The sequence below is a fragment of the Methanococcoides sp. AM1 genome (assembly GCF_900774055.1).
Classification (GTDB): domain Archaea; phylum Halobacteriota; class Methanosarcinia; order Methanosarcinales; family Methanosarcinaceae; genus Methanococcoides.
In genome coordinates this window covers 386,302-412,227 of record NZ_CAAGSW010000001.1, presented here as the reverse complement: position 1 = coordinate 412,227, position 25,926 = coordinate 386,302, and the positions used below count along the sequence as shown (strand labels likewise).

Annotated in this window: 24 protein-coding genes; 12 read left to right on the top strand and 12 right to left on the bottom strand. The window is 40.5% G+C overall.

Translation table 11 applies throughout. The features are described 5' to 3' along the window. Nucleotides 1-10: 10 nt before the first annotated feature. Nucleotides 11-862 carry a DUF4435 domain-containing protein gene (locus E7X57_RS02075; RefSeq protein WP_167880857.1) on the bottom strand — a complete coding sequence of 284 codons (852 nt, stop codon included), beginning with the start codon at nt 860-862 and terminating at the stop codon, nt 11-13. Beyond that, nucleotides 837-2,192: an AAA family ATPase gene (locus E7X57_RS02070; protein WP_135610028.1), complete on the bottom strand. Its 1,356-nt coding sequence runs from the start codon at nt 2,190-2,192 to the stop codon at nt 837-839. Before E7X57_RS02070 ends, E7X57_RS02075 begins: the two co-directional genes overlap by 26 nt. A 292-nt stretch (nt 2,193-2,484) precedes the next feature. On the opposite strand from E7X57_RS02070, the gene E7X57_RS02065 reads away from it, so the two are divergent. Then, nucleotides 2,485-3,312 (top strand): hypothetical protein, encoded by an 828-nt coding sequence (locus E7X57_RS02065; protein WP_135610026.1) that lies wholly within the window; start codon nt 2,485-2,487, stop codon nt 3,310-3,312. Between the two features lie 643 nt (nt 3,313-3,955). Here the strand turns inward: E7X57_RS02065 and E7X57_RS02060 are convergent. From E7X57_RS02060 to E7X57_RS02045, 4 genes are all read right to left on the bottom strand, one after another. Beyond that, nucleotides 3,956-5,083, bottom strand: coding sequence for an isocitrate/isopropylmalate dehydrogenase family protein (locus tag E7X57_RS02060; RefSeq protein ID WP_135610024.1), 1,128 nt, complete (start codon nt 5,081-5,083; stop codon nt 3,956-3,958). Between the two features lie 101 nt (nt 5,084-5,184). Beyond that, on the bottom strand, nt 5,185-5,667 hold the full coding sequence (locus tag E7X57_RS02055) for a 3-isopropylmalate dehydratase small subunit (protein ID WP_135610022.1): 483 nt from the start codon (nt 5,665-5,667) through the stop codon (nt 5,185-5,187). Between the two features lie 132 nt (nt 5,668-5,799). After that, complete coding sequence (locus E7X57_RS02050) at nt 5,800-6,741, bottom strand: aminopeptidase (RefSeq protein WP_135610020.1); 942 nt, start codon at nt 6,739-6,741, stop codon at nt 5,800-5,802. A 5-nt stretch (nt 6,742-6,746) separates the two neighbouring features. Continuing rightward, entirely contained in the window at nt 6,747-8,030 is a 1,284-nt protein-coding gene (locus tag E7X57_RS02045; protein WP_135610019.1) for an ATP-binding protein, read from the bottom strand. Nucleotides 8,031-8,079: 49 nt separating this feature from the next. On the opposite strand from E7X57_RS02045, the gene E7X57_RS02040 reads away from it, so the two are divergent. Further along, on the top strand, nt 8,080-8,700 hold the full coding sequence (locus E7X57_RS02040) for a hypothetical protein (RefSeq protein WP_135610018.1): 621 nt from the start codon (nt 8,080-8,082) through the stop codon (nt 8,698-8,700). A 61-nt stretch (nt 8,701-8,761) separates the two neighbouring features. After that, nucleotides 8,762-9,250, top strand: a complete 489-nt coding sequence (locus tag E7X57_RS02035; RefSeq protein WP_135610017.1) for a hypothetical protein — start codon at nt 8,762-8,764, stop codon at nt 9,248-9,250. A 335-nt stretch (nt 9,251-9,585) separates the two neighbouring features. Here the strand turns inward: E7X57_RS02035 and E7X57_RS02030 are convergent, their stop codons facing one another. After that, on the bottom strand, nt 9,586-10,656 hold the full coding sequence (locus tag E7X57_RS02030) for a formate--phosphoribosylaminoimidazolecarboxamide ligase (protein ID WP_135610015.1): 1,071 nt from the start codon (nt 10,654-10,656) through the stop codon (nt 9,586-9,588). Nucleotides 10,657-10,847: 191 nt separating this feature from the next. Between E7X57_RS02030 and truA the strand changes: the two genes are divergently transcribed. Both truA and E7X57_RS02020 read left to right on the top strand, forming a co-directional pair. Continuing rightward, entirely contained in the window at nt 10,848-11,675 is an 828-nt protein-coding gene (gene truA, locus E7X57_RS02025) for a tRNA pseudouridine(38-40) synthase TruA (protein WP_135610013.1), read from the top strand. Further along, on the top strand, nt 11,672-12,241 hold the full coding sequence (locus tag E7X57_RS02020) for a M48 family metallopeptidase (protein ID WP_135610011.1): 570 nt from the start codon (nt 11,672-11,674) through the stop codon (nt 12,239-12,241). The genes truA and E7X57_RS02020 overlap by 4 nt, the downstream gene beginning before the upstream one ends. Nucleotides 12,242-12,304: 63 nt before the next feature. Here E7X57_RS02020 and E7X57_RS02015 read toward each other — a convergent pair whose 3' ends face one another. Genes E7X57_RS02015 through E7X57_RS01995 form a run of 5 tightly spaced genes read right to left on the bottom strand, consistent with a single transcriptional unit; the run spans nt 12,305 to nt 16,481 of the window. Continuing rightward, complete coding sequence (locus E7X57_RS02015) at nt 12,305-13,345, bottom strand: TRM11 family methyltransferase (RefSeq protein WP_135610009.1); 1,041 nt, start codon at nt 13,343-13,345, stop codon at nt 12,305-12,307. Between the two features lie 18 nt (nt 13,346-13,363). Further along, nucleotides 13,364-13,651: a YunC family protein gene (locus E7X57_RS02010; RefSeq protein ID WP_135610007.1), complete on the bottom strand. Its 288-nt coding sequence runs from the start codon at nt 13,649-13,651 to the stop codon at nt 13,364-13,366. Between the two features lie 46 nt (nt 13,652-13,697). Beyond that, on the bottom strand, nt 13,698-14,315 hold the full coding sequence (locus E7X57_RS02005) for a hypothetical protein (RefSeq protein WP_135610005.1): 618 nt from the start codon (nt 14,313-14,315) through the stop codon (nt 13,698-13,700). 54 nt (nt 14,316-14,369) lie between these two features. Next, entirely contained in the window at nt 14,370-15,263 is an 894-nt protein-coding gene (map, locus tag E7X57_RS02000) for a type II methionyl aminopeptidase (protein ID WP_135610003.1), read from the bottom strand. A gap of 42 nt (nt 15,264-15,305) precedes the next feature. Then, the gene (locus E7X57_RS01995; protein ID WP_135610000.1) at nt 15,306-16,481 is read right to left on the bottom strand and encodes a Xaa-Pro peptidase family protein; all 1,176 of its coding nucleotides are present in this window, start codon (nt 16,479-16,481) and stop codon (nt 15,306-15,308) included. A 163-nt stretch (nt 16,482-16,644) separates the two neighbouring features. Between E7X57_RS01995 and E7X57_RS01990 the strand changes: the two genes are divergently transcribed. The 7 genes from E7X57_RS01990 to E7X57_RS01960 all read left to right on the top strand — a co-directional run bounded on the left by E7X57_RS01990 (nt 16,645) and on the right by E7X57_RS01960 (nt 25,923). After that, the gene (locus E7X57_RS01990; protein ID WP_135609998.1) at nt 16,645-17,037 is read left to right on the top strand and encodes a hypothetical protein; all 393 of its coding nucleotides are present in this window, start codon (nt 16,645-16,647) and stop codon (nt 17,035-17,037) included. 204 nt (nt 17,038-17,241) lie between these two features. After that, the gene (locus tag E7X57_RS01985; RefSeq protein WP_244603565.1) at nt 17,242-18,633 is read left to right on the top strand and encodes a mannose-1-phosphate guanylyltransferase/mannose-6-phosphate isomerase; all 1,392 of its coding nucleotides are present in this window, start codon (nt 17,242-17,244) and stop codon (nt 18,631-18,633) included. A 132-nt stretch (nt 18,634-18,765) separates the two neighbouring features. Further along, on the top strand, nt 18,766-19,818 hold the full coding sequence (gene gmd, locus E7X57_RS01980; RefSeq protein WP_135609994.1) for a GDP-mannose 4,6-dehydratase: 1,053 nt from the start codon (nt 18,766-18,768) through the stop codon (nt 19,816-19,818). Between the two features lie 204 nt (nt 19,819-20,022). Beyond that, nucleotides 20,023-21,447, top strand: a complete 1,425-nt coding sequence (locus E7X57_RS01975) for a lipopolysaccharide biosynthesis protein (RefSeq protein ID WP_244603564.1) — start codon at nt 20,023-20,025, stop codon at nt 21,445-21,447. A gap of 743 nt (nt 21,448-22,190) precedes the next feature. Beyond that, on the top strand, nt 22,191-22,793 hold the full coding sequence (locus tag E7X57_RS01970) for an FkbM family methyltransferase (RefSeq protein WP_167880855.1): 603 nt from the start codon (nt 22,191-22,193) through the stop codon (nt 22,791-22,793). Nucleotides 22,794-23,235: 442 nt separating this feature from the next. Further along, entirely contained in the window at nt 23,236-24,504 is a 1,269-nt protein-coding gene (locus E7X57_RS01965; RefSeq protein WP_135609990.1) for a hypothetical protein, read from the top strand. 144 nt (nt 24,505-24,648) lie between these two features. Then, a complete protein-coding gene (locus E7X57_RS01960; protein ID WP_135609988.1) occupies nt 24,649-25,923 on the top strand; it encodes a glycosyltransferase family 4 protein in 1,275 nt (424 codons plus the stop codon). Nucleotides 25,924-25,926 lie beyond the last annotated feature (3 nt).

Genomic DNA, 25,926 nt, shown 5'->3' with positions numbered 1-25,926 from the left:
CTCAATATTTTTATTGGAGCACTACAAAAGACGGATTCCGGTCTTCCCATTCCTGTATCGAATGATAAAGCTCGGTTTCCCTGAACATTGTGATGTCATAGGCAAGCCTTAAGCTTCTGTCAATGATTCCTTCAGTCGCATATCGGGAATCGGAATTTCCGAAAACCTCGCGCAGGCCAAATGCCAGTATTTCTACGATGTCATGACCTGAGCATGTCTGCCAGGGATCATGCTCTTCTTTAAGGAGAGTGATCATTTTTCTCTTTATGGTCTTTTCATTCAGGGAATGTTCATTCGAATTATCCTTGACTTCCCTTATCAGGTGTTTGATATTGACCGATAATGGAAACTTTTGCATGAAATTATCGAAATGTATGTCCTTGAACCTGAGTGAGAGTTTGTCCTTTGAAGACGAGGAAAGCCATCTGAAAAGTCCTATGGGCATTGCTGCCTCAAGAAGTAATTCGCGCACAGGTGTTCTCATTTTCTGCAGCTTGAAAGGTGCTGCGAACTCCCCCAGAAGCCTGTCGAGTGCTTCTGATGCTATGAGCATTGTTTCAAGATCATGTGTATCGGTGACAAGTATATTTCTGTCTTTGAAATTGATGCCATCAAGGCGCCAGAAGTCAGCATCAACTATTGTCAATATGCCTTTAAAATCAGAGCTTTCGAGTATTTTGACAACCTTGATAGCGTTCTCTTTACCATTGGCAGGAATAAGTCTGCATTTCTTGTCATCTACAAAACGCTTGTAAAGCCTCATGTCAGTGCTGCCTTCGATTATCATGATGCTCCCACGATACTGGGTGCGCATCATTCTGGCGCTGTTGGCTATATCATCGGCTGTCAGGTATTTCTTCATCGTCACGTCCTCTAAGTTCGACGGTGAGGTCCCAGCGGTCATGTATGATCTGCGGCGAATGTGTAGCAATGAGAATATCGAAGCCTGCCAGTTGTGTGATAGCTTGCAGGTCCCTGAGGAATTGCTGCTGCCAGAGAACATGCAGTGAGATCTCAGGTTCATCAATGAGTATCAGGGATTCGGGATCAACATGGAACAACAGTTCATAGAACAATACAAGTTCCTGTTGTTCTCCGGATGATAGTTTGGTGGGAGAAAGGCGCATATCCTCTGATGTCGTGAATATGAATCCGTCTTTTTTGTTTACAGATAATTTCTTGTAAAGGAACCTGCAATTGATTATTTTAATAAGGAGGTCTATTCTCTGGGTAAGCTCATCAAAGACGCTGAGCTTTTGTTTGACATCCTCGATGTATAGCTGCAGGAAATTCTTGTTCTTTTCATTGATCTCTTTTAGCTCATCAACGTCAATTCCTTCTTCAGTATCAATGAATCCTGCGTCAATAAGGCATTTGCGTTTTTGATCCAGATCCTTTAATTCCTTTTTTAGTTTCTCTATGGATATTTCAGGATGCTCCCCGTTCTTTAGCATCCGGCCAGGGAAGGCCCGGTCAAGGGATTGTGAAAGGGTTGCATACTCTGCAAGTTTATGCTGCATCAGGTTTGCCAGTTCTTCGGAATAACTGATCACTGAAGGGGTTACAGAGGTTTTCCTCTCTGTTTCTACCGGTTGTGAGTACGAGATGCTCAAAAGGCGCTGTGTCTTAATGAAACATATATTGATCGAATCCAGTGCATTCTTAAGCCAGGCAGGTTCGTCTTTCCTTTTCTGTGGCAAACGGTCGCTGAAGAGGTTCATCACTTCTTCGGATGTTAGTTTTTCCTGTGTCGTGAAATGGACCCACGTGTTGTCATCGATCCTTTCAAGTTCAGGTATCATGTGCTCTACTTTAAAAGATGAGAACATTTCCTCTATGTCGATCGGTTTGACAGTGTAGAGCTGTTTTTTCTTACCTGGTCTCAATAATTCAAATCCCAGTTCCCGATAGGTTTTATCCTCCGGGACATGAGGGATATTCTCCTCCAGGTGTAGTTTTTTCTTCACAACAAGCTTGCTCCTGTCGCTGAATTCAACTGTCAGTTTGCTGAAAGGAATGCGATAGAGTTCGAAGTAGTTAGAACGGAAAAGGGAGTTGAGCATCTGGAGCAGCACGGTCTTACCTATGCCATTGGGTCCATGAAGAATTGTGATGTGCTCATCGATGTTCAGCGGGATATCATGGTCGAACGTCCCAAAAAGGTTCTTTACTACAATTCTCTTAATCTTCATGATCTCTCCCCGCAATAGCCCCTTTTGTCAACTTGTATCAATGGCGCACGAATTATGCCCATTATAATATATCTTGTTCCTGCTCATATATAGTTTCCTTTTCTGGTATGGGATTTTCAGATCAGGATGCCTATGAGTCTTCCAATGGTTTCAGGTTTATGTGCTGCCATAAATCAATCCTTGTGTTTTAAAAATTTATTAAAGCATCCATATGGACAAATTCATATAACAGATTATTTATTTCTCTAGTACATTTAATAAATTACAATAGTTCGTATTTTGGAGGATTTCCATGGCAGATAAAACGTTTATTCCACTAAGGTACTACATCATAAAATCAAAACAAAAGAGGCTTTTTAAAAGCAAATATGATGATACTCCAGATGGCAAAAAGAAGTTATTTATTGATGCTTTTCTCCAAAATGAATCTAACTATATAACGAATCGTGGCACTGAATATATTTTGCTAGACTTAGAAAATCAGGACCAACTTTATTTTGGTAATTTTTGCAAAAAAGGTGAAGTTAAAATTCCCAAAAAAGAAGGCGGCCATTTAAAAAAAAGGCCTACCGTCGAGTATCCTTATTCTTACTTTGTTTGTGATACCGATAATCATATTTTTTGTATTGAAAAAAAATCAAAAGTCTTTAGAGAAATCGATGATTTTCTAAGTATTCTTTCTAACATGGTAACTCAAAAAATAAAAGATGAGGGTTTTGTCTGTAAATTTGAAACAATTGATGAAAGACATGCTTTTTGGGACATAATAGAAAGTGCTCATAGCATATACTCTTTAGAACTGAATCTCAATTCTCCGAATCTTTTAGATGCAAACAAAAAAGCTCGTGAATCACTAAAGGGAGTTCATTCTCTTTTTAACAATACTTCTGCAACAGTTAGGCTTGAAAATGAAGAAGGTGACCTAATAATTGAAAAAACTGCTGTCACAGAAAGTTATATTGAATATGCAGAAGAGGGGGGCGGCAATTGGAGTCTTAAAACTGATATGGGGGATACTAAAAGTTCTGACAAAGCACTGTCAATTAAATGTACATTCAAGAATATTGAGACGGCTGCAAAAACTATCATTTCTTCGGTTTCAGATATTTTTGATAAATAAAGGTGTTTTGAATGGCTTTCTACATTACTAATAGTAAGCTGGTTGCAAAATTAGTATTTATGTGGATTTTCATCTATTTTTTAAATATTATTTGTTTAGAAGATATTGAATCAATTTCAATGTTGAATGAATCAATCACTTTACAAAGTTATTCTAATTGGTACTATTAGTGGATTGTATAGTTTACTTATAAATTTGTGTAATGAAAATAGTAATCATGATGATTATTCTTCAGTTTTTAATAACTTAGATTCAGTTGTCTCTGAATTAAAAGAAGATACTTTGATTCTACTTGTTCTATTTGTAATCAACTTGATTCTTCTTTACATGTCAAAAATTACAGTGAAATATCATATTTTGTCGAATTCAAAATTTTCATATTTGGTCCCTTATTTATCAAAACAAATATTGATCTCTTCAACAAGTATATTTTTAATTTTTTTAGGAATTTTGATAATATATGATATTGTATCATCAATTTTCACAATACATGAAGCATATCTCTTTGCTACTAGAAAAAAGATGCAAAATAATTCCGAAGTTAAGTCGCAAGACGAATAACAACTAAAATTAATTCTAAAAACCAAAGTTCCTCCACGCCTTTGCAGACGTGAAGGCAAAAAAGAAAAAGTTAGTTCCTGAATTACATCTCGAGCAGGATCCTTGCGATGTCGTCACCAACATCGGATGTGGTGTTGCTGCCGCCCATGTCGTAGGTCTGGACCTTTGCTTCGAGGATGTTCTTCTCGATAGCGGAGACGATGGAGTCTGCAGCTTCCTTCTCACCGAGCTGTTCGATGAGCATTGCGCCTGCCCAGATGGTTGCGATAGGGTTGACCTTGTTCTGTCCCTTGTACTTTGGTGCTGAACCGTGGATAGGCTCGAACATGCTTGTACCGTTCGGGTTGATGTTTCCACCAGGTGCGAGTCCGAGACCGCCCTGTACCATTGCGCCAAGGTCAGTGATGATGTCACCGAACATGTTAGGGGTAACTACAACGTCGAACCACTCAGGGTTCTTGACGAACCACATGGTGATAGCGTCAACGAAGTTGAAGTCGGTTTTAACATCAGGGTGGTTTGCTGCAATTGTGTTGAACTCCTCTCTCCAGAATCCGTAGATGTCTGAAAGGACGTTTGCCTTGTCAACTGATGAAACGTGTTTGTTCCTGGTCTCAGCAAGGTCGAAGGAGTAGTTCATGACCCTCTGTGTACCTTCCTTTGAGATCATGCCGATCTGGTATGCGATCTCTTCACTGTCGGTCTCGATGTCAAGTCCGAACTTTGCGTTGTAGAGTGTCCTGTTGACCTCAAGAAGGTCCTTGCTCATCCCGGTTTTTGCACGTCCGCCAATACCGATGTAAAAGTCTTCGGTGTTCTCCCTGACAACAACGAAATCGATGTCTTTAGGAGTCTTGTCCTTGAGAGGGCACCATACGCCTTCAAGAAGCTTGATAGGACGCAGGTTGATGTACTGGTCAAAATAGAACCTTGCGGCAAGAAGGATACCTTTCTCAAGTACTCCAGGTTCGATCCTGTCATCTCCGATAGAACCGAGGTAGATCGCCTCGTAATTTGAAAGCTCTTTGAGTGAATCCTCGGATATCAGTTCACCTGTCTCAAGATAGTGGTCTGCACCGTGTGGGTATTCTATCCAGTCAACATCGAATCCGAATTTTTCTCCAGCTGCATCGATGACCTTCTTACCCTCAGCTATGATCTCAGGGCCGATTCCGTCACCAGGCAGGACTGGTACTTTATATTGTGCCATAAATTTCCTCCAATTGGTTATTCCATGTAGATTTTCATATTTTATTCAGGTAGTGTGAACGTTGAGAGGTATCAACGTAAGAACAAAAAGGAAAGGTAAGATCAATCAATGATCTTCCTTGTGTATTCCTTTAATCCACCGGCATCTACGATACCGCGGACAAAATCAGGTAAAGGTGTAGCCTGGTACTTCTCGCCCTTTGTAAGGTTCTCGATGGTACCGGATTCAAAGTCTACGGAGATCTCATCTCCATCTTCGATCTTGTCGGTGTCAGGGCACTCAAGGAGTGCAACACCAATGTTAATTGCGTTCCTGAAGAAGATCCTTGCAAATGATTTTGCGATAACGCATCCGACCTTTGATCCTTTAAGGGCGATTGGTGCATGTTCTCTTGATGAGCCACATCCGAAGTTGTTGCCTGCAACAACAATGTCGTTTTCCTTAACGTTCTCAGCAAAATCCGGGCGTACTCCGATAAACGTATACGGCGCCAGTTCCTCAGGAGTGTTCATTATGAGGTATCTTCCAGGGATGACTGCGTCAGTATCAACGTCATCTCCGAATTTCCATACTCTTCCTTTCATTATAATCACCGGTGATATTTTCAAGTAAGTGTGAAATGTATGCTCTGATTATATCTTTCAGTTATTTAAGTACTTTCTACCGGAATAATATTTCCGTGTCAACATATAACTTTAGCACAATATTAGCATCTCTCAGGCAAAACGTTCGACCTTCAGGTCAATGCCGTCAACAAGCACCTTTGGGTTCGTGATAATGCCATCCAGATGAAGGTCAACGGTAACATCTCCGCCAAAAGTGGAATTGTCTCCCAGTGCGATATGGATCGTGCCGCCTACCTTCTCATCCTCAAGGATAACTCCGATAAGCATTGCAGCCGGATTGATGCCGATCCCCAGCTCTGCGATGTTGCGCCCGTCAGTTCCGACATCGTTCACCATTCGTTCAAGCTTTTCAGCACCTTCGCCTTCAAAGTTCACTGCCTTCCTGTCCTTGATCTCGATGATCAGTGGTTCTTCAAGCAATCCGATACCTCCCATGGACCCGTCGATCACAGCTTTGCCGTTCACATTCTTCGGGGCGATGTACATCTCTCCTGCCGGAAGGTTTGTGGTCGTACCTTTCTCGTGGCATATGCCTGTATCCGCCATCCATTCTCCTCCATCAACATCAATGACAAGGTCAGTTCCCAGTTCTGTGGTGATACGTACTTCCTTTGATCCCTTGAGAGTTTCAAGCAGTTCATCTGCTAAGCTGTTGATCTTCTCATAATCGGCGTTCAATCCGCCTTCCTTCATCATACCGATGGTAATTCCCGGCATTGTGGCGGTTCTTGTCCCGTTCTCGGATGCATGTTTGCGTGCCTGGGTATGCGTAAGTGACTTTGATGCAGGAGCAAGCAGGACATCGGAGTTCTTCATAGCCTCTTCAACAAGCATAGGCGGTTCCGCACCGTGTTGTTCCCTTGGTTCCATTGTCAGCATCAGGCCCTCACATCCCGCTTCGACCGCAGAAGCATACAGTGCCTTTGTGATCATCTCGTCAGTGCATGTGTCAGTAACGATAAGCACAGTTTCTCCTTTCTTTGCACCCATGCAGGTGTTGATCACCATGTCAGCACTTCTTTTAATATCCATTATTCTCATCTCCTTTCATTCAATGCACTTGGCTCGTTCCCGCCATGCCAGCTGTATCTTGGCCTGATCTTTACAAGGTGTGTGCTCTCTGAGGTGTCATCAACAACGAATGCTATTCCTCTCTCCAGTCCCATTTTCCGGATCGCATCCCCAATGTTCTCCTTCATGTATGTGGGGCGTATGGATTCCAGTGCCTCAATATCATCCCTTGCAGTAAGCCTGTGACATATCACAATATCTGACTGGGATATAATGTCCGGATGGAGTGCCGCAGGTCGCTGGGTTGCAAAGATTATTGACAGTCCCGGTTGCCTTCCCTGTCGCACCCACTCGTTGATAAGGACGTCGGATGCCAGAGTCTCTCCTTTTGAAGGCACGAACAGGTGTGCTTCATCGATGAACATCCATACCATGGGCATCTTCTGCTCGATCTCCTCATCTCCCATGATCATTCTTTCATAAGAACGCCTTTCCTGCAAACGTCTGGTATAGATATCTCTTGCAATTATGCCCACTACTGCAGAGCGTACGGTCTTACTTTCGATAGCGCTCACATCAAGTACTGATGTACATCCGCTTTTGACCAGTTCGGAAATTCCACAGGCATCCTTTTCAAAAACTCCCCATGATGCAGCGGTCCTTAAATAGTTCTCAGCTGCCATTTTTGTAACATCGTCAGACCTGTCGTCCGTGTTGATCCCGGCAATGATATCTTCGAAGGAAAAGATCCTCTCATTTTCCCGCATGTTCTCGATTATTCTGACCAGAAGCACTCCCAGTGGGGACGTTTCTGTGATGTTGAATAGTTCACACCAGTCATATCCATGTAAATGGCCCACAGGTATCGAGAAAGGCTTCACTTTGATATGCCTTTCCTTATATTCTTCCACATGACCTGCAGGAACAAAGACCTCTGCAGTGAATCCTGCAGGCTCCATGTTCCATTCCTGAAGTAGGTCTGCCTGAGGATCATTGCCTCTTCCAAGTGTCCAGAATATTCCCATTGTGTCGATAACAAGGGATGCCACATTCTGTTTTATTTCCCCTGGCAAAAGTGCGATCTCCTCTATGAGTGTCCCCATGGTATAGGATTTACCATATCCTCTTTTCCCGCATATCAGGATAGCATGTGGTTTTAGTGCGTCGATGGCAACATGTGATCCTGAAGACCTGTCAAGGGCCAGGTATCTGCCAATATGAAGAACTCCCTCTTCGTTCTCGTCCCTTCTGCCGAGTATATAGCGCTTTTTGACCACGCCGGCTTGAACATCATCCTTTAGGTTTATCATTTAGTTCTAATCAATAACTATGCATATATGATTTTTCACCGGTGAACAAATGGTGCTGATAAATTTTGCATGTACGGTTCCGCGCTCCCTTTCCTACCTGCCATTAAGGAAAGTGGTACACATCTCCGGTGCTCTTTTCCCGGTGATCGCGGTCTACTCCGGCAAGGGTGCCGCAGTAGGACTTGTGATGTTCCTCACTTTTCTCTTTCTGGGGATGGAGCTGATAAAACCAAAAATAAGGTCATATTCACTTTTCAAGGTCCTCTGGAAAAAGAACGAGTACAAAGAATTTGCTTCAGCGCCTTTACTTTATTTGGTATCAATACTGGTGCTTCTGTTGTTGTCCTACAGGCTGGATGAGGGTCTATGCTATGCTTCCATCATTGTGCTTGCAGTGGGAGATGGCCTTGCTACGATCATAGGCATTCACGGCAAGATGTGCTATGGTGCTTCTTCAAAGACAATTGAGGGGACTGCTGCAGGTATCCTGGGGGCAACCATGTGTGGCTTCCCATTTGCAGGCTTCCTGTCTTTTGCAGGAGCTATTGCAGGGATGTATGTGGAAGCAAGGTCTGGTAGGTCAGATAACCTGACGGTCCCATTTGCAGCTCTTCTGGGTATGCTTGTTGTGCAGTTCCTGGTCAATACTTATATATCGATAACTGCCTGAATATATTGTTGACATTTGCTCATCTATAGTGTATATTTATTGAACTGACAGGAACTGGATCATGAAACTAAGCTTTTATCGAAATCTGCTCGTATTACTAATGGTCTTCCTCTCATTGTCAGTTGCAGGCTGTGAAGATATTGAGAACGGTGTAAATGAGATCGAAGGCTCGATCTCACAGACCATGGAAAATATTGATTTCCTGCGATGGACCGCGGATTCAGCTGAGGTCATCCTTGATGACTATGAATCTATCAAGCTCGCAGCTTCTGAAAAGGATGGTCTCATGCTGACGGAAGGCGGGATAAAGCTCAAGGACGATTCCGAAAGATATCTTGAGGAGCTTGAAGGATTTTCATTGTCTCCTTCGGTAGAGGATGTTGCAACTGAATATGCGGATTTCCTCCAGCGTTCGTATGAATTTGGTGAGTTCGTAGAAACCAATTCTCAGGAAATTGATTTCGAAGCTATTGAAAAGACCATTGAGCTTATGAACGAAACCTCTGAACTGATCAATGAGGTTTCCTATATGGTGGAGCAGGAATCCTGAGCGGGTTCCTAATATGTAAACAACTGGTAGCAATACGGAGGAGTACATCTTCCTTAGATGCTTTGTCAAATGTAAATGCTGGTTCTCAATTCAAAGATCAGAAAACGATTTCCTAGTTTTTTATGGGATGTCCTGATATCTAATACACGTGCATGGTCCAATCTAAGTTCCATTGCATGCATCTTTATCGGTGATATCTAAAAAAGTGTTGAGCCCGGGACAACCTCCGGCACCCATTATGACCACTTCGAGGTGGTCTACTTCTCTTAATGGTTTATGTTACCACAGATGCATCTCATATATTCCGATGCATTTCTGTGGATGATCAGGTGTGTTCAGGATAATATTTTATCCAGCTGACCCCTGGATTTAGCAAGTTTGATCTCCTGTGCTATCCTTTTGCCGGTGGAGAGTCCGGATTCTACTAGGTCTGCATAGGGTGAACCCGATATGTAGAAGTTTGTTCCGGCAACGATGCGCGCGGAGATCTCGAATACCTTTATTTCGAGATGGTCTGTGAACACTGTCTCAAGACAGAATGGACCTATCATGCCGCCAAAGAGTTTAATGGATTCTTCGACCACTCTTTCTCCAAGAGAGAATATCAATGGCAACAGGGATTCCCTGGCAACCAGGGGGACATTTCCGGTAACCACGTATGTGGGGTGTATGCCGGCTTCTTCAAGTTCTCTTGGTGAGCCAAGCCTGAAGATCTCATCTGCATTTGACTCGACCCTTCTGTCCATGCTCAACATCTCCAGGGTTCCTTCACTTAACTTGTAACCCTCGTTCTCCAGTGGTGAATAGAAGTAGTGCAGATAGTATCTTGTTCCCAGTATGAATTCCTGTATGGTGAACTTCTCATTGGGATCAATATTCTCCATGAACTCCTCGTAGGTCTTGGCGATGAAGAAACCTCTTCCGCCCTTTGCACCGTAGTACTTTACCATTACAGGTCCATCAATATCCTTTGGGTCTGGGACATTTGTTGGCATGTGGATGCCTGCGCCTTCAAGCCATTCCCTCTCCTTTTCCCTGTCAGATTCCCATTCAAGGACCTCACGGTTACCAAAGGTTGGGACCGGAAGGTCTGCGAAGTTCTTACCACCCATGTATTCTACAAAAGAACCGTGAGGTATTATGATCGCGTTCTTCTCGACAAGTTCCTGTGCTATCTTTGGAATGTCGGCATAGCTTTCAACAACGATATATTCGTCAGGTTTTGCTTTTGGGAAAGCATCATAAAAACGCGGAGGCTGGCCTACACATATCCCGATTGTCTTCAATCCCTCTTTACGGGCTCCATCAAAGATCTGGAGGCTTGAGTGTGAGCAGACGGTTGCAATAGCAAGATCATCTAGATCGTACTTGCTTATTATCTCGGAGATCTGTTGTTTTGATATCATAGTTTCGCCTCAAAAATTTAGATTAGATTGTATTATCTGGTATTTAAACTTGTGGCATGAATATAAGGCATGTTCTCTTTTCATAAAAAGATAATAAATATATTCACAATGTTATTCTATGTACTCGAATATGTGTGGAATTATGGTAATTATATTATAGATAGAGGTCTATATGTGGCATCAGTGATTCAATGAGAGTTGCGCTTAAAATTGCATATGTCGGATCAAACTACAGTGGATCTCAGGTCCAGCCTCAGGCTCCAACCATAGAGGGTGAGCTTTTCAAAACATTGAAAGAGCTGGAGATCATAAAAGATCCAAAGTCAGCTAATTTTATCAGTTCCGGACGCACAGACGCCGGAGTCCATGCCATGGGGCAGGTAATTGCCTTTGACACTGATGTGCCCAATCTGGCGATACCCCGTGTGATCAACTCAAAGCTCCCGGGAACCATCTGGGCATGGGCACATTCACTGGTGCCCGATAATTTCGACCCTCGCAGGCATGCTGTAAGTCGAAGCTACCGTTACATCATGTGCGGTGAGCAATATGACATCTCAAAGATCCGTTCTGCTTCAAAGCTTCTGATCGGAAGTCATGATTTTGCTAATTTCTGCACGACCGCTCCAGGCAGGACCACTGTCAGGACAGTTGAACGTATAGATGTGAGGGTAAGTGGTAACCTGACACGCATCGATGTTGAGGCGAACAGTTTCCTGTGGAACATGGTCCGCAAGATAGTAACTGCCTTAATGATGGTGGGAAGCGGAGTTCGTGATGAAGAATGGCTGGAACAGATGCTTGATCCGGATTCCTACGAGGAAGGTCTGGAACCTGCACATGCGTACGGCCTCGTTTTCATGGATGTGCACTATCCGATACCTATTGAATGGATAGAGGACGGTTATGCCATACGCAGGGCGCATGAGCGTGTCCACGATCATCTTGTACGCTACAGGGTCATGGCCGATGTACTGGAGCATCTTCTTCCAATAATTCCACCTTCAGATGAGCTATGAGTTCAGATCATCATATCGGTATCAATGGGATTGCTATCCCTTACAGTCTTAGCCATCGCAAGGTGAAACGTGCACGACTGGAATTCCGGGTCGGAAGGCTGAACGTCGTTGTTCCAAAAAGCTTTCCGGACCATGAGCAACTTATCCTGCGGCATAAGCTGTGGGTTTACAGGCGTTACACAGATTCACTGGCAACAATTGAAAATGCCGCTTCCAAAAAGCTCGTAGACAGGCGCGATGCTGAGTTCAGGGAACTTGTTCTTTCTTTCACCACTAAGATGGCCAATGAGCTTGGTGTTAGCCCCGAGAAAGTGACCTTCCGGAAAATGAGGACAAAATGGGGAAGTTGCAGTTCCGCTGGCCGGCTGAACTTCAACAGGCATTTGATGCACCTGCCTGAAGACCTTGTCGAGTATGTGGTTTTCCACGAAATGGCACATCTTATAGAATTAAGGCACAGCCCACGCTTCTGGCAGATGATCGACTACAGGTTCGGGGACCGAAGCTACTATGATCGTGAGCTTTCAGCTTACTGGTACCTGATACAGGATTCTGTGCAGAAGTGATGGTCTGTAAGACAATTGGTCATTTGTATGAAAATGATCGTTTGCATAATAATTATGCTTTGATCATTCGGGTTTTTGAAGTACGGTTATTTTCCGTGTCAGGCTCTTGTGCACCCTTTGTAAATACTGCGCTTTAGTGACGAAGCCTGCATCCCTTACGAACTCAGCAATATCTATCTCTGAGACGATTATGGTTGTACCACCTGGTTTCAGGACCCGGTACATCTCAGCAAAAGAGGCCTCGTAGAGGTGGTGGAGTGATTCTGCTTCTATCCTTGCCGAGCGGCCGTAGGGAGGATCTGCGATGACTGCATCAACCGAAGCGTCTACAAGAGGTACTCTGCAGGCATCTCCCAGCATCATGGTGTGGTCGGTATTGAAATGCTGCAGGTTCATATGTGCGCCGACAGCGATCTTGTAGCGAACTTCCAGTCCGATCACTTTTGCACCGACAAGACCTGCTTCCACAAGTATACCTGCGGTACCACAGAAGGGGTCGAACACAATGTCCTTTTCTTTGACCATGGCCATGTTCACAAGTGCACGTGCCACACGGGGTCGGAGCACGCCTGGGTAGAAGAATGGTTTTTTGTGAGGGGCACGTGCTTCATAGGCACTGCGGTCCACGGATGCAATAACGGAGCCAAAAACACATTTTTCAGAGAGGATCAGCCTGAACTCAACATCAGGCTCTTTCAGGTTCGCATTAAAGCCTTTCCTGTAGATGGCGCCTCCAACACTCCTTTCCATATCTGCACAGACAATAGTGGAATTGTGCTTGATGCGCTTTGCACGCACTACATATTTCTGTTTCTCATTGATGTGGTCGGATACGTCAATCCTTTCAGCGACCTCAAGAATAGTGTCCACATCTGCAGGACAGACCTCAATGACCTTCAGTATGTGATGTGCCATTGCAACTCGTTCAGCGACGTAATTGAGCTTATGTTCCACTTCCTGTGGATCACCTTCAACGTCCACAACAAGACACTGGTCAAAGTAGTCGTTCTCTTCATATTCAAGCTCAACAAGGTCAAGGCAGGCAAGAACTTCTGCTCGCGGCAGGTCTTCATGTTCGCCTGAAAGTTCAAATGCGTATAACATGGTAAAAACGAGATGTTCTCAGAACATCAGTTCAAGTGCTTCATGTCCTTTCATGCCGGCTTTGATGCCAATAGCCTTTGCGTGGTTTGTGACATCCAGCACTTCGGCGTGCAAAACATCCTCAAAATTGTTCACGCCTCTGACCTTCGCTGCAACATCGCCTAGCTTATTTGCCATCTCAGTGTCGAGGTATCCGCACATAACAAACCCCTTGTCAGCTCTTATGACAAGAAGGGGGGCGTTCTGCATCTCGAGCTTCAGTCCAATAGCAGTGCCATTTTCAAGTGGTATCTGTTCTATTATCATGAACAAAAGGAATCTTTCACTTTATATTAATGTTTTCAGGACTTTCTCACTCTGGTATTTCATCGTCTTCAGTTTCAACATCGATCTCAGCTTCTTTCCTGGTATAATCGATAGTGATCTTCCCTTCCTCTTCAAAGAAACCATTGACAACTGTCCTGTTGTTCTTTGTATCAATTGTCTTGATCTTGACGCCATCGTATGAAAGCATTTTTGCACCTGCCGGCATGGTGATGGTGACCTCTGTTTTCGGTTCCCCGTCAAAGGTCATGCTATCGCCCATGTCAAAGAAGTTCCTGTCAAAACTGTAGGTGACAAAATACATGTTATTGATGTCTTCTGTCTTGGAAGTGCTTCCCAGGACGTCCAGTGAGATATCTGCATCCACATCTGTGGTATGTACGTCATCTGAGTTGCTATCAAATGTGACATCAAGTTCTTCCGTAAGCGATGTCTTGAGCCTGTTCCTCGTGAGGCGGTCCACTTTCATGAGTTCCCAGGCACTGATATGGTTGTCTTTGTTCCCAACTTCGGAATCGATAAATGCCCTGTATGCTGTGGCTACCTTGCCGGTGTAGCCTTCAGTGTAATTCCATGACATCCCGTTCTCTTCCAGGACAATAGTATTGGTCCATGTAAATGCAGATGAGGTTGGTACAACTGACATGATGCATATAATTGCCAGTAGCATTATCAGTGCGGATCTCATTTTACCGGCCTTTCATTTAGTGGTTATCTCACAGCCGTCATCGGTGACAATAACAGTATGTTCTGTCTGGGAGACCAGACCCCCCTCAATTTCCTTGAGCACAGGGTATGATGTGATGATCCCTGCCCTCTCGAGCTGCATAAGTGAATAGTCCAGTTTGTCTGAGGTAAGCCATCTTCTTGCGAAAGGAAGTGTCCGGTATGGTTCGATCTCTTTCAGTACTTTCCTTGCTGCAGGTAAGCGTATTGGCTTGCTCCCTACCAGCGAGAATATCTCCGTCAGTGCCCCGTCAGAGATTATGCCTGCCCCGTCCGTGGCAAAAGGCTCAATGGCAATGATGTCTCCGGTCTCAAGTACTGCACCGTGGTCGATATGCCTGTTCGGGATGCTTGGTGGCACATGTGCGAGGTATTGCCCGACTCCATGGCCGGTAAGGTTGACGATCGGCTTGAATCCATGTTCATGGATCGTATCTTCAATGACTGCTCCGAGTTCTGCTGTGTTCACACCACTTCTTACTGTGTCGATGGCTGCATATAATGCGGCCTCGGATGCCTTTACAAGATCGGCATTCTCATTTGTAAGATCTACTGTAAGGGCAGAATCTGCAATATAGCCATCAATATGAACTCCAAGGTCAAGTTTTACGACATCCTCCGCAAAGATCGTTCCATCTCCTGCAAGTGGTGTTGCATGCGCAGCTTCGTCATTTCTTGAAATGTTACAAGGGAAGGCAGGAAAGCCTCCAAGCTCGATGGTCCTCTGCTCTACATGGTCTGCAACTTCCAGAAGGCTTGCTCCGACCTTGATCTTATCCTTTGCCTCGCTTCTTACTGTAGAGAGGATCTCTCCGGCCTTCCTGTACTTTCCGATTATCTCCTCGATCTCATGAAGTTTATTTTCCATATGTCTGCACCAGCTTTTGATATATGATTGGTCTTAGTAGACTTAAACTACAAATTCCTTTTCCATTTTTGTTAAATTCTCAAATCCGTCCTCTGTGATCACGACCATGTCCTCAAGGCGTATTCCGCCAAGTTCCGGGTAGTAAAGTCCTGGTTCAATAGTGACCACATGGCCGATCTCGACCTCTCCGTCCTGCGTTGCCACAGAAGGTTGTTCATGGATGTCCAGCCCCACGCCATGCCCGGTTGAGTGGATAAACCCAACTTCCGAGTTGTTCCTGATGGTTTCATAACCTCGTTTTTCGAACTCATCGCAAACTGCGTTATGTACTTCGCTATAGAGCGCTCCGGGTTTCAATACGGCAAAAGCTGCCTCCTGTGCAGCATGCACTGCTTCATACATGTCCACCAGTTCCTTCGAAGCCTCTCCTTTAAGGACGGTCCTTGTCATGTCTGCAAAGTACCTGCTTTTCTTACTGCGCGGGAATATGTCGATGACGATCGGCTGGTTGACGGTGATCTTTCCCTCTCCTTCCCAGTGGGGGTTTGATGACTTCAATCCACAAGCTACAATGGTGCTTTCAGCTTCACATCCGTAGTCAAGAAGGGTGTGCTCTATTGTCGCACGGATGGTTTCCGATGTAAGTGCTTCTTCTCCGGAGTAAAGAACCCCATTATCCACTCTGGCATCATCGACCAGTCCGATGGCAGCTTCCATTGCTTTCTCACAGGCATACTGGGACGCTTTGATTTTTTCGATCTCTTCCGATGCCTTCTCTTTTCTCATTTCTTTAAAAGGGCTTTTCGCAGGGATCACTGAGAATCCCAATTCTTTCAACGCCTGGGCAGTAAAAAGCGGAAAATCATGTGGCACCATTATGTGCCTGACTTTTTTCTGCTGGAAAATTGCAGCAAGGCAGTCACAGTACGCAAGCTCACCGTCTTTCCTTTCTTTCAGTTTTTCAGGATATCCATATTCCTGCATGGTGTGTACATTGGACACCCTGGATTCCATCTTTGCTCTGTTCAGCTCCATAGTAGAGACAATGAGGCTCTCCTCTCCCTGCTTCATCTGTATGTATGTGAAAGGATCTCCTGCAAGAAAATGTGTCGAATAATATATGTCTGCATTATTCGAATTGCCTATCATCAGGAATGCATCACAGTTGTTGTCAGCAAGTGATGAGGTAATGTCATGTGTATTCTTTTTTTGTTCCATGTAATTGGATTTGTTATTCTACTACATAAGCTTACATGGCAATTCTTTTTTGAGTGATGTTCCTGTGTATCGCTGCCAGCAGACGATGCGAACGAGTGTGTGTACATGAAATGAATTTATGTGGACATTTCATACATAACAATGTACACAAATATTGTTATTTATGCAGCAGGAGTTTTCCACACAGAACTGGTATTCCCTCAGGGAGTTCAATAGCTTCCTTTATGATATCAGGTACATTCTGTTATTCTACGTACTCGGTGATTTCATCACAACAGCTCAGGCACTGAGCATTGGGGTTGAAGAGAATGGGTTCCTGGCCCTGATCATCGCAGAGTTCGGTGTGTGGGCATTCTTTGTCCTGAAGCTTGCGTTTGTCTTTATAGTATACTGGTTCTACAAGGACCTCATGTCTTACGATTCAAAGGTGTCTGAAATGTGGCCAATGGTCAGGGGAGTTATCACTTTTGTTGGTGTGTTCCTTGTTGTTAACAATCTGATGGTCATCTGGGGGAACTTCGGGATTCTGCAGTTGTTGGGTATACTTCCGTTGTAACAATCTTTGTGATGGAATTTACTCTCAATGTTCTATTTTCTGAATTCCTGTTAATTGAGTTGTCTAAAATGGTTTTTTCTTATTTTGCCCTGAATCCTTTTGTTTTCAACTACGCATTAGCACAAAAGAACTTAATATGTGTTATTCCATTAATTAACACTAAATTTAGATTATGTGATGTTAATCAAATCTATTCCATCAAACTTGTTTGATCACGGAGCTGAGAACATAAGATCCATCATCCTAGCAGGCGGTTCGGGAACACGTCTCTGGCCCTTAAGCCGCGAAAAATATCCAAAACAGTTCTTGAAATTGAACGATACTTCACTTTTCCAGGACACCGTCCTCAGGTGCCTTGAAGTATCCGATATCTCCGAGATATTCGTAGTAACAAATGAATCACAGAAGTTCTTCGTTATCGGACAGATCGAAGAACTGGGTCATGAACTCCCTGTTGAAAATCTCCTCCTCGAACCTGAGGGCAAGAACACCCTTCCTGCAATATGCTATGGGATGCTGGAGATCACTAAGAAGTTCGGAAGGTCTGTTGTTGGTATCTTTTCATCAGACCATGTTCTCGATACTAATGCAATGGAAACCATTGCGAGTGCAGAAGATCTTGCATCCGAGTACTTGGTAACCTTTGGTATTTCCCCAACATCACCACAAACAGGGTATGGCTACATCAAACCAGGTGATTCTCTTGGGGTCGGATATAAGGTATCGGAGTTCAAGGAAAAACCCGATCTCGAATCTGCTGAAAAGTACATCAAAGAAGGGTGTCTCTGGAACAGCGGGATGTTCCTCTTTGATACGGAAGTTTTCTTTAGTGAACTGAAAGCTCATGCTCCGGATGTATCTGATGTATTTGAAAACTCCGAGGATATACAGGAGATCTATGGCAAGGTGCCATCTATATCAATTGACTATGGGATCATGGAGCAGTCAGGTCGTGTGGCTACTGTAAAGATCGATCACCGCTGGAATGATCTTGGAAACTTCGATGCGATCTACAATGAGTTCGACAAAGACGAAAATGGTAATGTCATCTACAATTGCGATGCTATGCTGGTCAATTCAACTGCTAATCTCGTTTATTCAAAACCTAAAAAGATCGTTTCAATGATCGATGTCAAAGACATGGTCGTTGTGGACACTCCGGATGCACTGCTTGTCTGTCCGAGGGAAAGCAGCCAGAAGGTGAAAGAGGTTGTATCTGCTCTCAAGGATGAGAAAGATGAAAGAGTTCAGCTCCACCAGACCGTATACAGGCCCTGGGGTTCATATACGATCTTGGAAAATTCAGAACGGCATAAGATCAAGAACATAATTGTATTTCCACACAAGAAACTGAGTCTTCAAATGCATCATCACAGGAGTGAACACTGGGTTGTTGTTGAAGGAATGGCCTGCGTTGAGAATGATGGTGAGAGGTATTTCCTTAGGCAAGGAGAGAGTACGTTCATCAAGGGTGGTATCAGGCACAGGTTGTCAAATCCGGGAAAATTGCCTCTTGAGATCATTGAGGTGCAGCTTGGGGAGTATGTTGGAGAGGATGATATTGTTCGGTTTGATGATGAGTATGGGAGAAATTAAAAGAAAGGACTGAAGTCTGCACAACCCTTTCTTAATTCGCCATCCAAATCTTACAATTATTTTAATGTGCAGAAACTATTTAATCACGCAATAATATCATTTATCAGATTCATAAATTCCAGGGTAATACATATGACAAAAACAGCTTTGATCACCGGAATCACAGGCCAGGATGGAGCATATCTTGCAGAGTTCCTGCTTGACAAGGGATATATTGTACACGGCATCAAAAGGAGATCCTCCTCATTCAATACTGCACGTATCGATCACCTCTACAAGGACCCACACGAGAGAAACGTGAACTTCTTCATGCACTACGGTGATCTGACCGATTCCACGAACCTTATCAGGATCATTCAGGAAACCCAGCCAGACGAGATCTACAACCTTGCAGCGCAGAGCCACGTGCAGGTCTCATTTGAAACCCCGGAGTACACGGCAAACTCCGATGCCATCGGAAGTCTGAGGCTTCTGGAAGCTATACGCATACTTGGTCTTGAAAATAAAACCAAATTCTACCAAGCCTCGACCAGCGAACTTTACGGAAAGGTCCAAGAGATCCCCCAAAAGGAAACAACTCCGTTCTACCCAAGGAGTCCTTATGCAGCAGCCAAGCTATACGCCTACTGGATAACGGTGAACTACCGTGAAGCCTATGACATGTTTGCATGCAATGGTATTCTTTTCAATCATGAATCCCCGATACGTGGTGAGACATTCGTTACAAGGAAGATCACAATGGCAGTTGCGAATATCAAAAAAGGTCTTCAGGACAAACTTTACCTTGGAAATCTTGATGCAAAGAGGGACTGGGGATTTGCAGGGGATTATGTGGAAGCCATGTGGCTAATGCTCCAGCAGGATGAACCTGATGATTATGTGATCGCTACAGGTGAGACGCATTCTGTAAGGGAATTTGTGGAACTTGCATTTAGGGAAGTGGATGTCGAGATCGAATGGCAAGGGGAAGGTGTGAATGAAGTTGGAGTGGATAGAGAAACCAGCAATGTGCTGATTGAGATCGATCCGCGGTATTACAGGCCAACTGAAGTAGACATACTAATTGGAGATCCAACCAAAGCTAAAAATAAATTGGGATGGGTGTCCAAGATCGGTCTCAGTGAATTGGTGAAAATGATGGTTAAAGATGATATGGATAAAATCTCGAAACATCAAATAAATTGAATTAACCTCGTTCTGAATTACTAATATTATGACTTTGAAATGCATGAGGACAAAATTTGAATTTTGATGGTTGTAAATTACTTAAAAACGAAATTAATCAACTCTCAAACGTTTAATAAAGTGTGTGGACTCAAATCAGTAAAAACCGATACTTGTCCAATATACTTCATTAGAGATATAAAAATGAATAATTACAAACTCTTTGTGCAGAGAATAGGATTAATTGGTATAACAAATCTTATTGTAAGCTTAAGTGGAATCATTTTACTTCCAATTTTAACCAAAAATATTCCAATTGAAGAATATGGGATGTGGGCTCAAATAAATGTTACAATCGGAATAGTTCCTACAGTAGTACTTCTTGGACTACCATATACTATGGTCCGATTTTTGCCATCAATTGAAAAAAAGAGAAACGTTCAAGACTTCTTTTATTCTTTGTTTGTAATAATACTAATTACTACTTCAGTTACAACTATACTTATATATAATTTCTCAGAAACAATCGCATCAATTTTGTTTGATAGTAAAATTATTATTGTAAAAATACTATCTTTAATTATTTTTATCGAATCTTTAAATTATTTTATTATTAGCTACTATAGAGCAACGCAGCAGATAAAAAAGTATTCCATTCTATCATTTTCAAAAACTTGCCTCAGTATTTCCTTAGTTTCATTTTATGTGTTATTGGGCAAAGGCATAATTGGAGCCACAATAGGACTATTGTTAGCTTCAATTATAATATTGATAATTACTTACATTTTCCTAATATCAGAAATAGGCATAAAAATTCCAAGATTTTCCAATTTAAAAGAATATCTTAATTTTGGAGTACCAACTATACCTGATACACTATCGAAGTGGATAGTAAATTCTAGCGATCGTTACATAATTGGAATCTTATTAGGAACTGCATATGTTGGATATTACTCTCCCGGATATTCACTTGGGGCTCTAATAAGTATGTTTTTTGTTCCACTTAATTTTATACTTCCTGCAGTTTTATCGAAGTCTTATGATGAAGGCAACCTAGAAGAAGTAAAAATAATATTAAGTTATTCTATGAAATATTTTCTAACAATTGCAATTCCATGTGTATTTGGAATCTCTTTATTATCAAGGCCCATACTAGTAGCATTATCGACCTCCGAAATTGCTTCTGAGAGTTACTTGATCACACCTTTCATTGCACTAGGGACATTGCTTTTTGGAATTTATACGATTGTTCAACAAATAATTATTTTGGAAAAGAAAACAATGATTTTAGGTAAAATTTGGATAATTTCTGCAATATTAAATATTATGCTAAACTTTATACTTATACCTTATATGGGGATGATGGGGGCAGCTATTACAACGGTGTTTGCATTTACATTTAGTCTTATTTTTGTCTCCTATTATTCATCTAAGCATTTAAGATTCGACATAAATAGGAGGTTCATAATAAAAACCATCTTAGCTTCATTGTTTATGTCTTTAATTATTCTGGAATTAAATCCAAAAGGATTACTTGATATCATATTTTCAGTTGGAATTGGCGCTGCAATTTATTTTGTAATCTTATTTTTCCTAAAAGGGTTTGAAAATAAGGAATTTAATTTATTAAAAGAAATAATTAAAGTTTGAGATGGAATCCAAATTTCTAGAAAAGCTATACTAATATAATATTCTAATGTTACGCAATGATAATCTTATTTGATTTCATAACTTTATGCCAGAAAAAATCTTACAATTATAATATATCATATAATTTTATAAGGACAAATGGAGTTTTAACAGCGTTCTTCTATGATACAAATCTGAATCAACATTTGCAATTAACTTTATCAAACTCAAGCTATATTTCTGATAGTGATAACTTCAACTGAATTTAATAGTTTATTAAAATAATACTTTCCAAAATGAGAACTAGTAAATGATATTGATTATAAGTTCTCTTTGAACACTTGCAAGAATATAGGACCGATTTAAGTAGTTTTTAAATTATTAAAAATATCAATAAAACTTATTATAAACAATCCAACTGTTATTTTTGGAATATATAAATGAAAAAAGCAATAATTCTTAAACAACTTTATAGTTTAAAAAATAAAATATGAATATAGACTCCCTATAGAGCATAAACACTTATATATATGATATTTGATTTTAAAAAATGCTGGTGCAAAATGATAGCTGTAAGAAATATTTTAGGAACCTTAAGCACATATTACAAACTTATTAAATTCATGGGTTTTTTTTATTCTTCTTATGTCATGTATCAAAAGATTATGAAAAAACCGATTATTAAGTATAAGTATAAATATCACAAATTATATATAAATAATGATAATTCTAGTTATTATCACATCATGCATTCAACACAAAAAATGGAAAAAATGGCAGATGTGTTGCGTAAAGATCTCAATATTATTGTAGACGTTGGTGGAAATTGTGGTATCTTTGCATACTTTGTAAAAAAAAGGCACCCTCAAGCAAAACTATATATATTTGAGCCTTCAGAGCATCTTAATCAAGTAATTAAACATAACTTATTTGCATTTGAAAAATGGGAAATAATTCAAAAAGTAGTTTCCGATTCTGATAATAAGGAGTTAGAATTTTATATCAATCCTTGCAGTCAACAAACAAATTCGTTAATCAAGGAGAACGTATTGCCCTTTACAACAAATGATTCAATAATCAAAGAAAATGTAAAATCAATCACTATTGACAGGTTTTGCCGTGAGAATAATATAAACCATATCGATTTACTGAAAGTAGATATTCAAGGTCATGAGTATTATATGCTGGAAGGTGCAAAGGAGAGTCTAGCTAAAACTGAATATGCTATTTTCGAAATGAGTTTTCTAGACAAAAACATCTTAAAAACTCTGCAAGTGTTGGATGTCTATTTTGAAATATCCCAAATTATTAACGAAGTAAAATACGGTGCAGACATACTTTTTAAAAGAAAAAATGAAAAGAACTAATCTGAAAGTGTGCCTAAGAAAAAGATGAAAAGTTTTGCTAACAAACCTCTTTATCATTATACAAGGTAAACTTTATTAATCCAAAATATGTCGAGAAAGCTTCTATAGATACTTATGGCGAAGTTCTCAAAACATATCGTGGGGGAATTTTTGCAAATGTTTAGATTATTAATAGCTCACCTACAATTATTGGATACCTTGTCTCCATAAACAAAATTATTACCCATGATTTACAATTAAAGGAAAACATCTTCTTCAGACACATAGTAGAAACAAGATCATAGTGGTAAAATGTAACACAAATAACTATGATCCACAAAATGACTATTTACTCAAGATTTACCACAAATTTTTGAGATAAATAAACTTGAAGCTATCGATACTGATGAACCGGAATATTTTATACTGGCTGAGACACTTTACAAACAATTAAGGGTATATTATGAGTGAAATTGCATATGGGAAAAGGAATACTGCGGCCATTAAACGTAGATCAATAGTCAATTTTTTTTACATTGGTTTCCGCAAAGTCTTTCAAATCCTAACCAAAAATAATAATCGGCAAGTTAATAAAATAATGACATATCCATCAATTCAAAGTAGAGACGAATTGGCTGATTTCCTCAATCGTCTGGCATGGGGATTTCCAAATAAAGATGGTTTAGATCTAAAGGTAAGTGTTACAAAAGAACTCAAAGATATTGATATTAGTAAATTAAAACCTCCTTCTACTCAAAGAAATTATTTGAAAGATTCCATATATATTGATCTTGTTAGCCCAGATGAAACCAAAATGTCAGAAGCTGATTTAATCTTAATAACTAAATCTTCTTCTTTATTGGATCTATCAATCCTCCTGAACCTCAATAAAACAATCGTAGCTGACAAGCAATATTTTTCATTAGAAGAATCAAATGTTTGGAAATCTGGATTTTATAAGGCATTCACTCAGAGTGAGCTACTAGAATTTGAATCTCTTTCTAAGAGAAATTATATAAATTTATTACAAAAAAATAAACATAATACAAAAGCATACTGTTTTGCTACAGGTCCTTCATTTGACCGATATGGAGACTTTGATTTTGAAGAAAAGAGCTTCAAGGTCATTTGTAACAGTACGGTGAAAAACGAAAAGTTTTTAAAGCACATTAAAAAACCAGATTTATTGGTATTTGCCGATCCTGTCTTTCACTTTAGTCCCTGTGAGTATTCAGCTTGTTTTAGGGACGATGTATTAGCAGTAGTTGAAAAATATAAATGTTTCGTGATGGTACCGCATGTTACTGTTCCGTTGTTGCTTGCCCATTACCCTGAACTCACGGATTATTTAATTGGGATGCCAGTTGGAAGTAAGTTCAATTTCCCAACTCCTGAAAACTATGTACTAAAAGGATCTTCTAATATATTGACACTTTTTATGCTTCCAGTAGCTTCAGCAATTGCAAATGAAATTTTTATAATTGGAGCCGATGGAAGAAATCCCGATGAAAAATACTTTTGGAAACACAGTTCTTCAGCACAATATAGTGATTTAATGCAGACAGCATTTGAAACCCATCCCTCATTTTTTAGAGACAGGGATTACAAAGATTATTATGAAGAACATTGTTTATTTTTGGAGAAATTAGTAGAATATGGAGAATCATTAGGCAAAAAATATATTTCTTTGACGCTATCCTTCATTCCAGCACTGGGAAAAAGACAAAAGTAACACTTTTGGGATAACAATACTAATATACAAGATTCATTTTCTTGATTAAATACTTAAACCAGATAATACTTTTATCATCTAATTTATCTCTTGAAATTAATTAATGCAATTCAATACCCAGTAAGATATTGCGAGTGTTAAACTATGAATGGGAAAAATACAAAAATATTCCACTTAATGCCTCAACTACATTTACCTGGACACCATTCATCTTTTTCAAATAATGTTGTAAAAGAACTCACTATTAAAGGTGTAATAAATGAAGGTATGCATAATGGTTTTACTGGACACAATTGGATTAGCGAATATGATTTAAAGAACAAACTTATTTCTGATTATATTATGTTCCCTTTTTTTGTAAATACAATGGGGAGATTTAACAATATATTGAACAACATCAGCTCTATAGGTATAATTTCGAAAAATCTCTTAAAAGTATCGCGGCATGTCACATTAAGAATAAAAGATAGTCTGGAAACGGTTCTTATTTTTATTACAATCAAACTAAATAATGACTGTCAAAACTACGATTTAATATTCATTCATGATTTCCCCCGCAATATTGGACTTTTCATATCATCACTTTTTGGTATAATTCCTAAGAATACATTAGTAGACGTCCATGTATACACAAATGGAAATACAAAACTACCAAAAAGAATCAACTTCTTGTACAGAATATATTACTATATAATGCTAAATAAGATAAATATTCTATTTCATAGCAAAGCACTGTATGAATTTTATGAAGATAAGGTACAGCTGAAACCTGACAAATTATTCTATACACCCTATGGTCTGGCAACAAATTGTGAAATGATTGACAAAAAGGTAGCATTAAAAAACTTAAATATAGATACGAATAAGAAAATTATTTTGTTTATTGGAACCATGCGAAAGGACAAAGGTATTGATCTAATAATTGAATCTTTGAAAAAAATAGATGAGCAAAAATATTTCTTCCTACTCGCAGGATCAATGTCTCATATTCTAGATTACAGTGTTGATTCGTTGATCAGTTCTATTGGATGGGATAATTCCTACACACGAATATCACTAGAAGATAATTCTTCATACGGAGATTACCAGAATTATTTTTCTGCAGCAGATGTATTAGTACTACCTTATAACAAAAGTTTTATAGGTGCGAGTGGCGTTCTGGCAAATGCTGCGGAGTTTGGTCTACCTGTCATAGGACCAGAACATGGGCAGATTGGTGAATTTATTAATAAATTTAATTTAGGACTTACTTTTGAAGCTGAAAATATCAACAGTTTTGTAGATTCAATTGAGAGGTTTTTTGAACTGGACAAAAAGGAGATTGAATCTTTCAAAATTGGCCTATCTAATATGAAGCAAGAACAAAGTTGGTCAAATGTTGCAAGTAAATTGATCGAAATTTCCAAAACAATTAATTGAGGC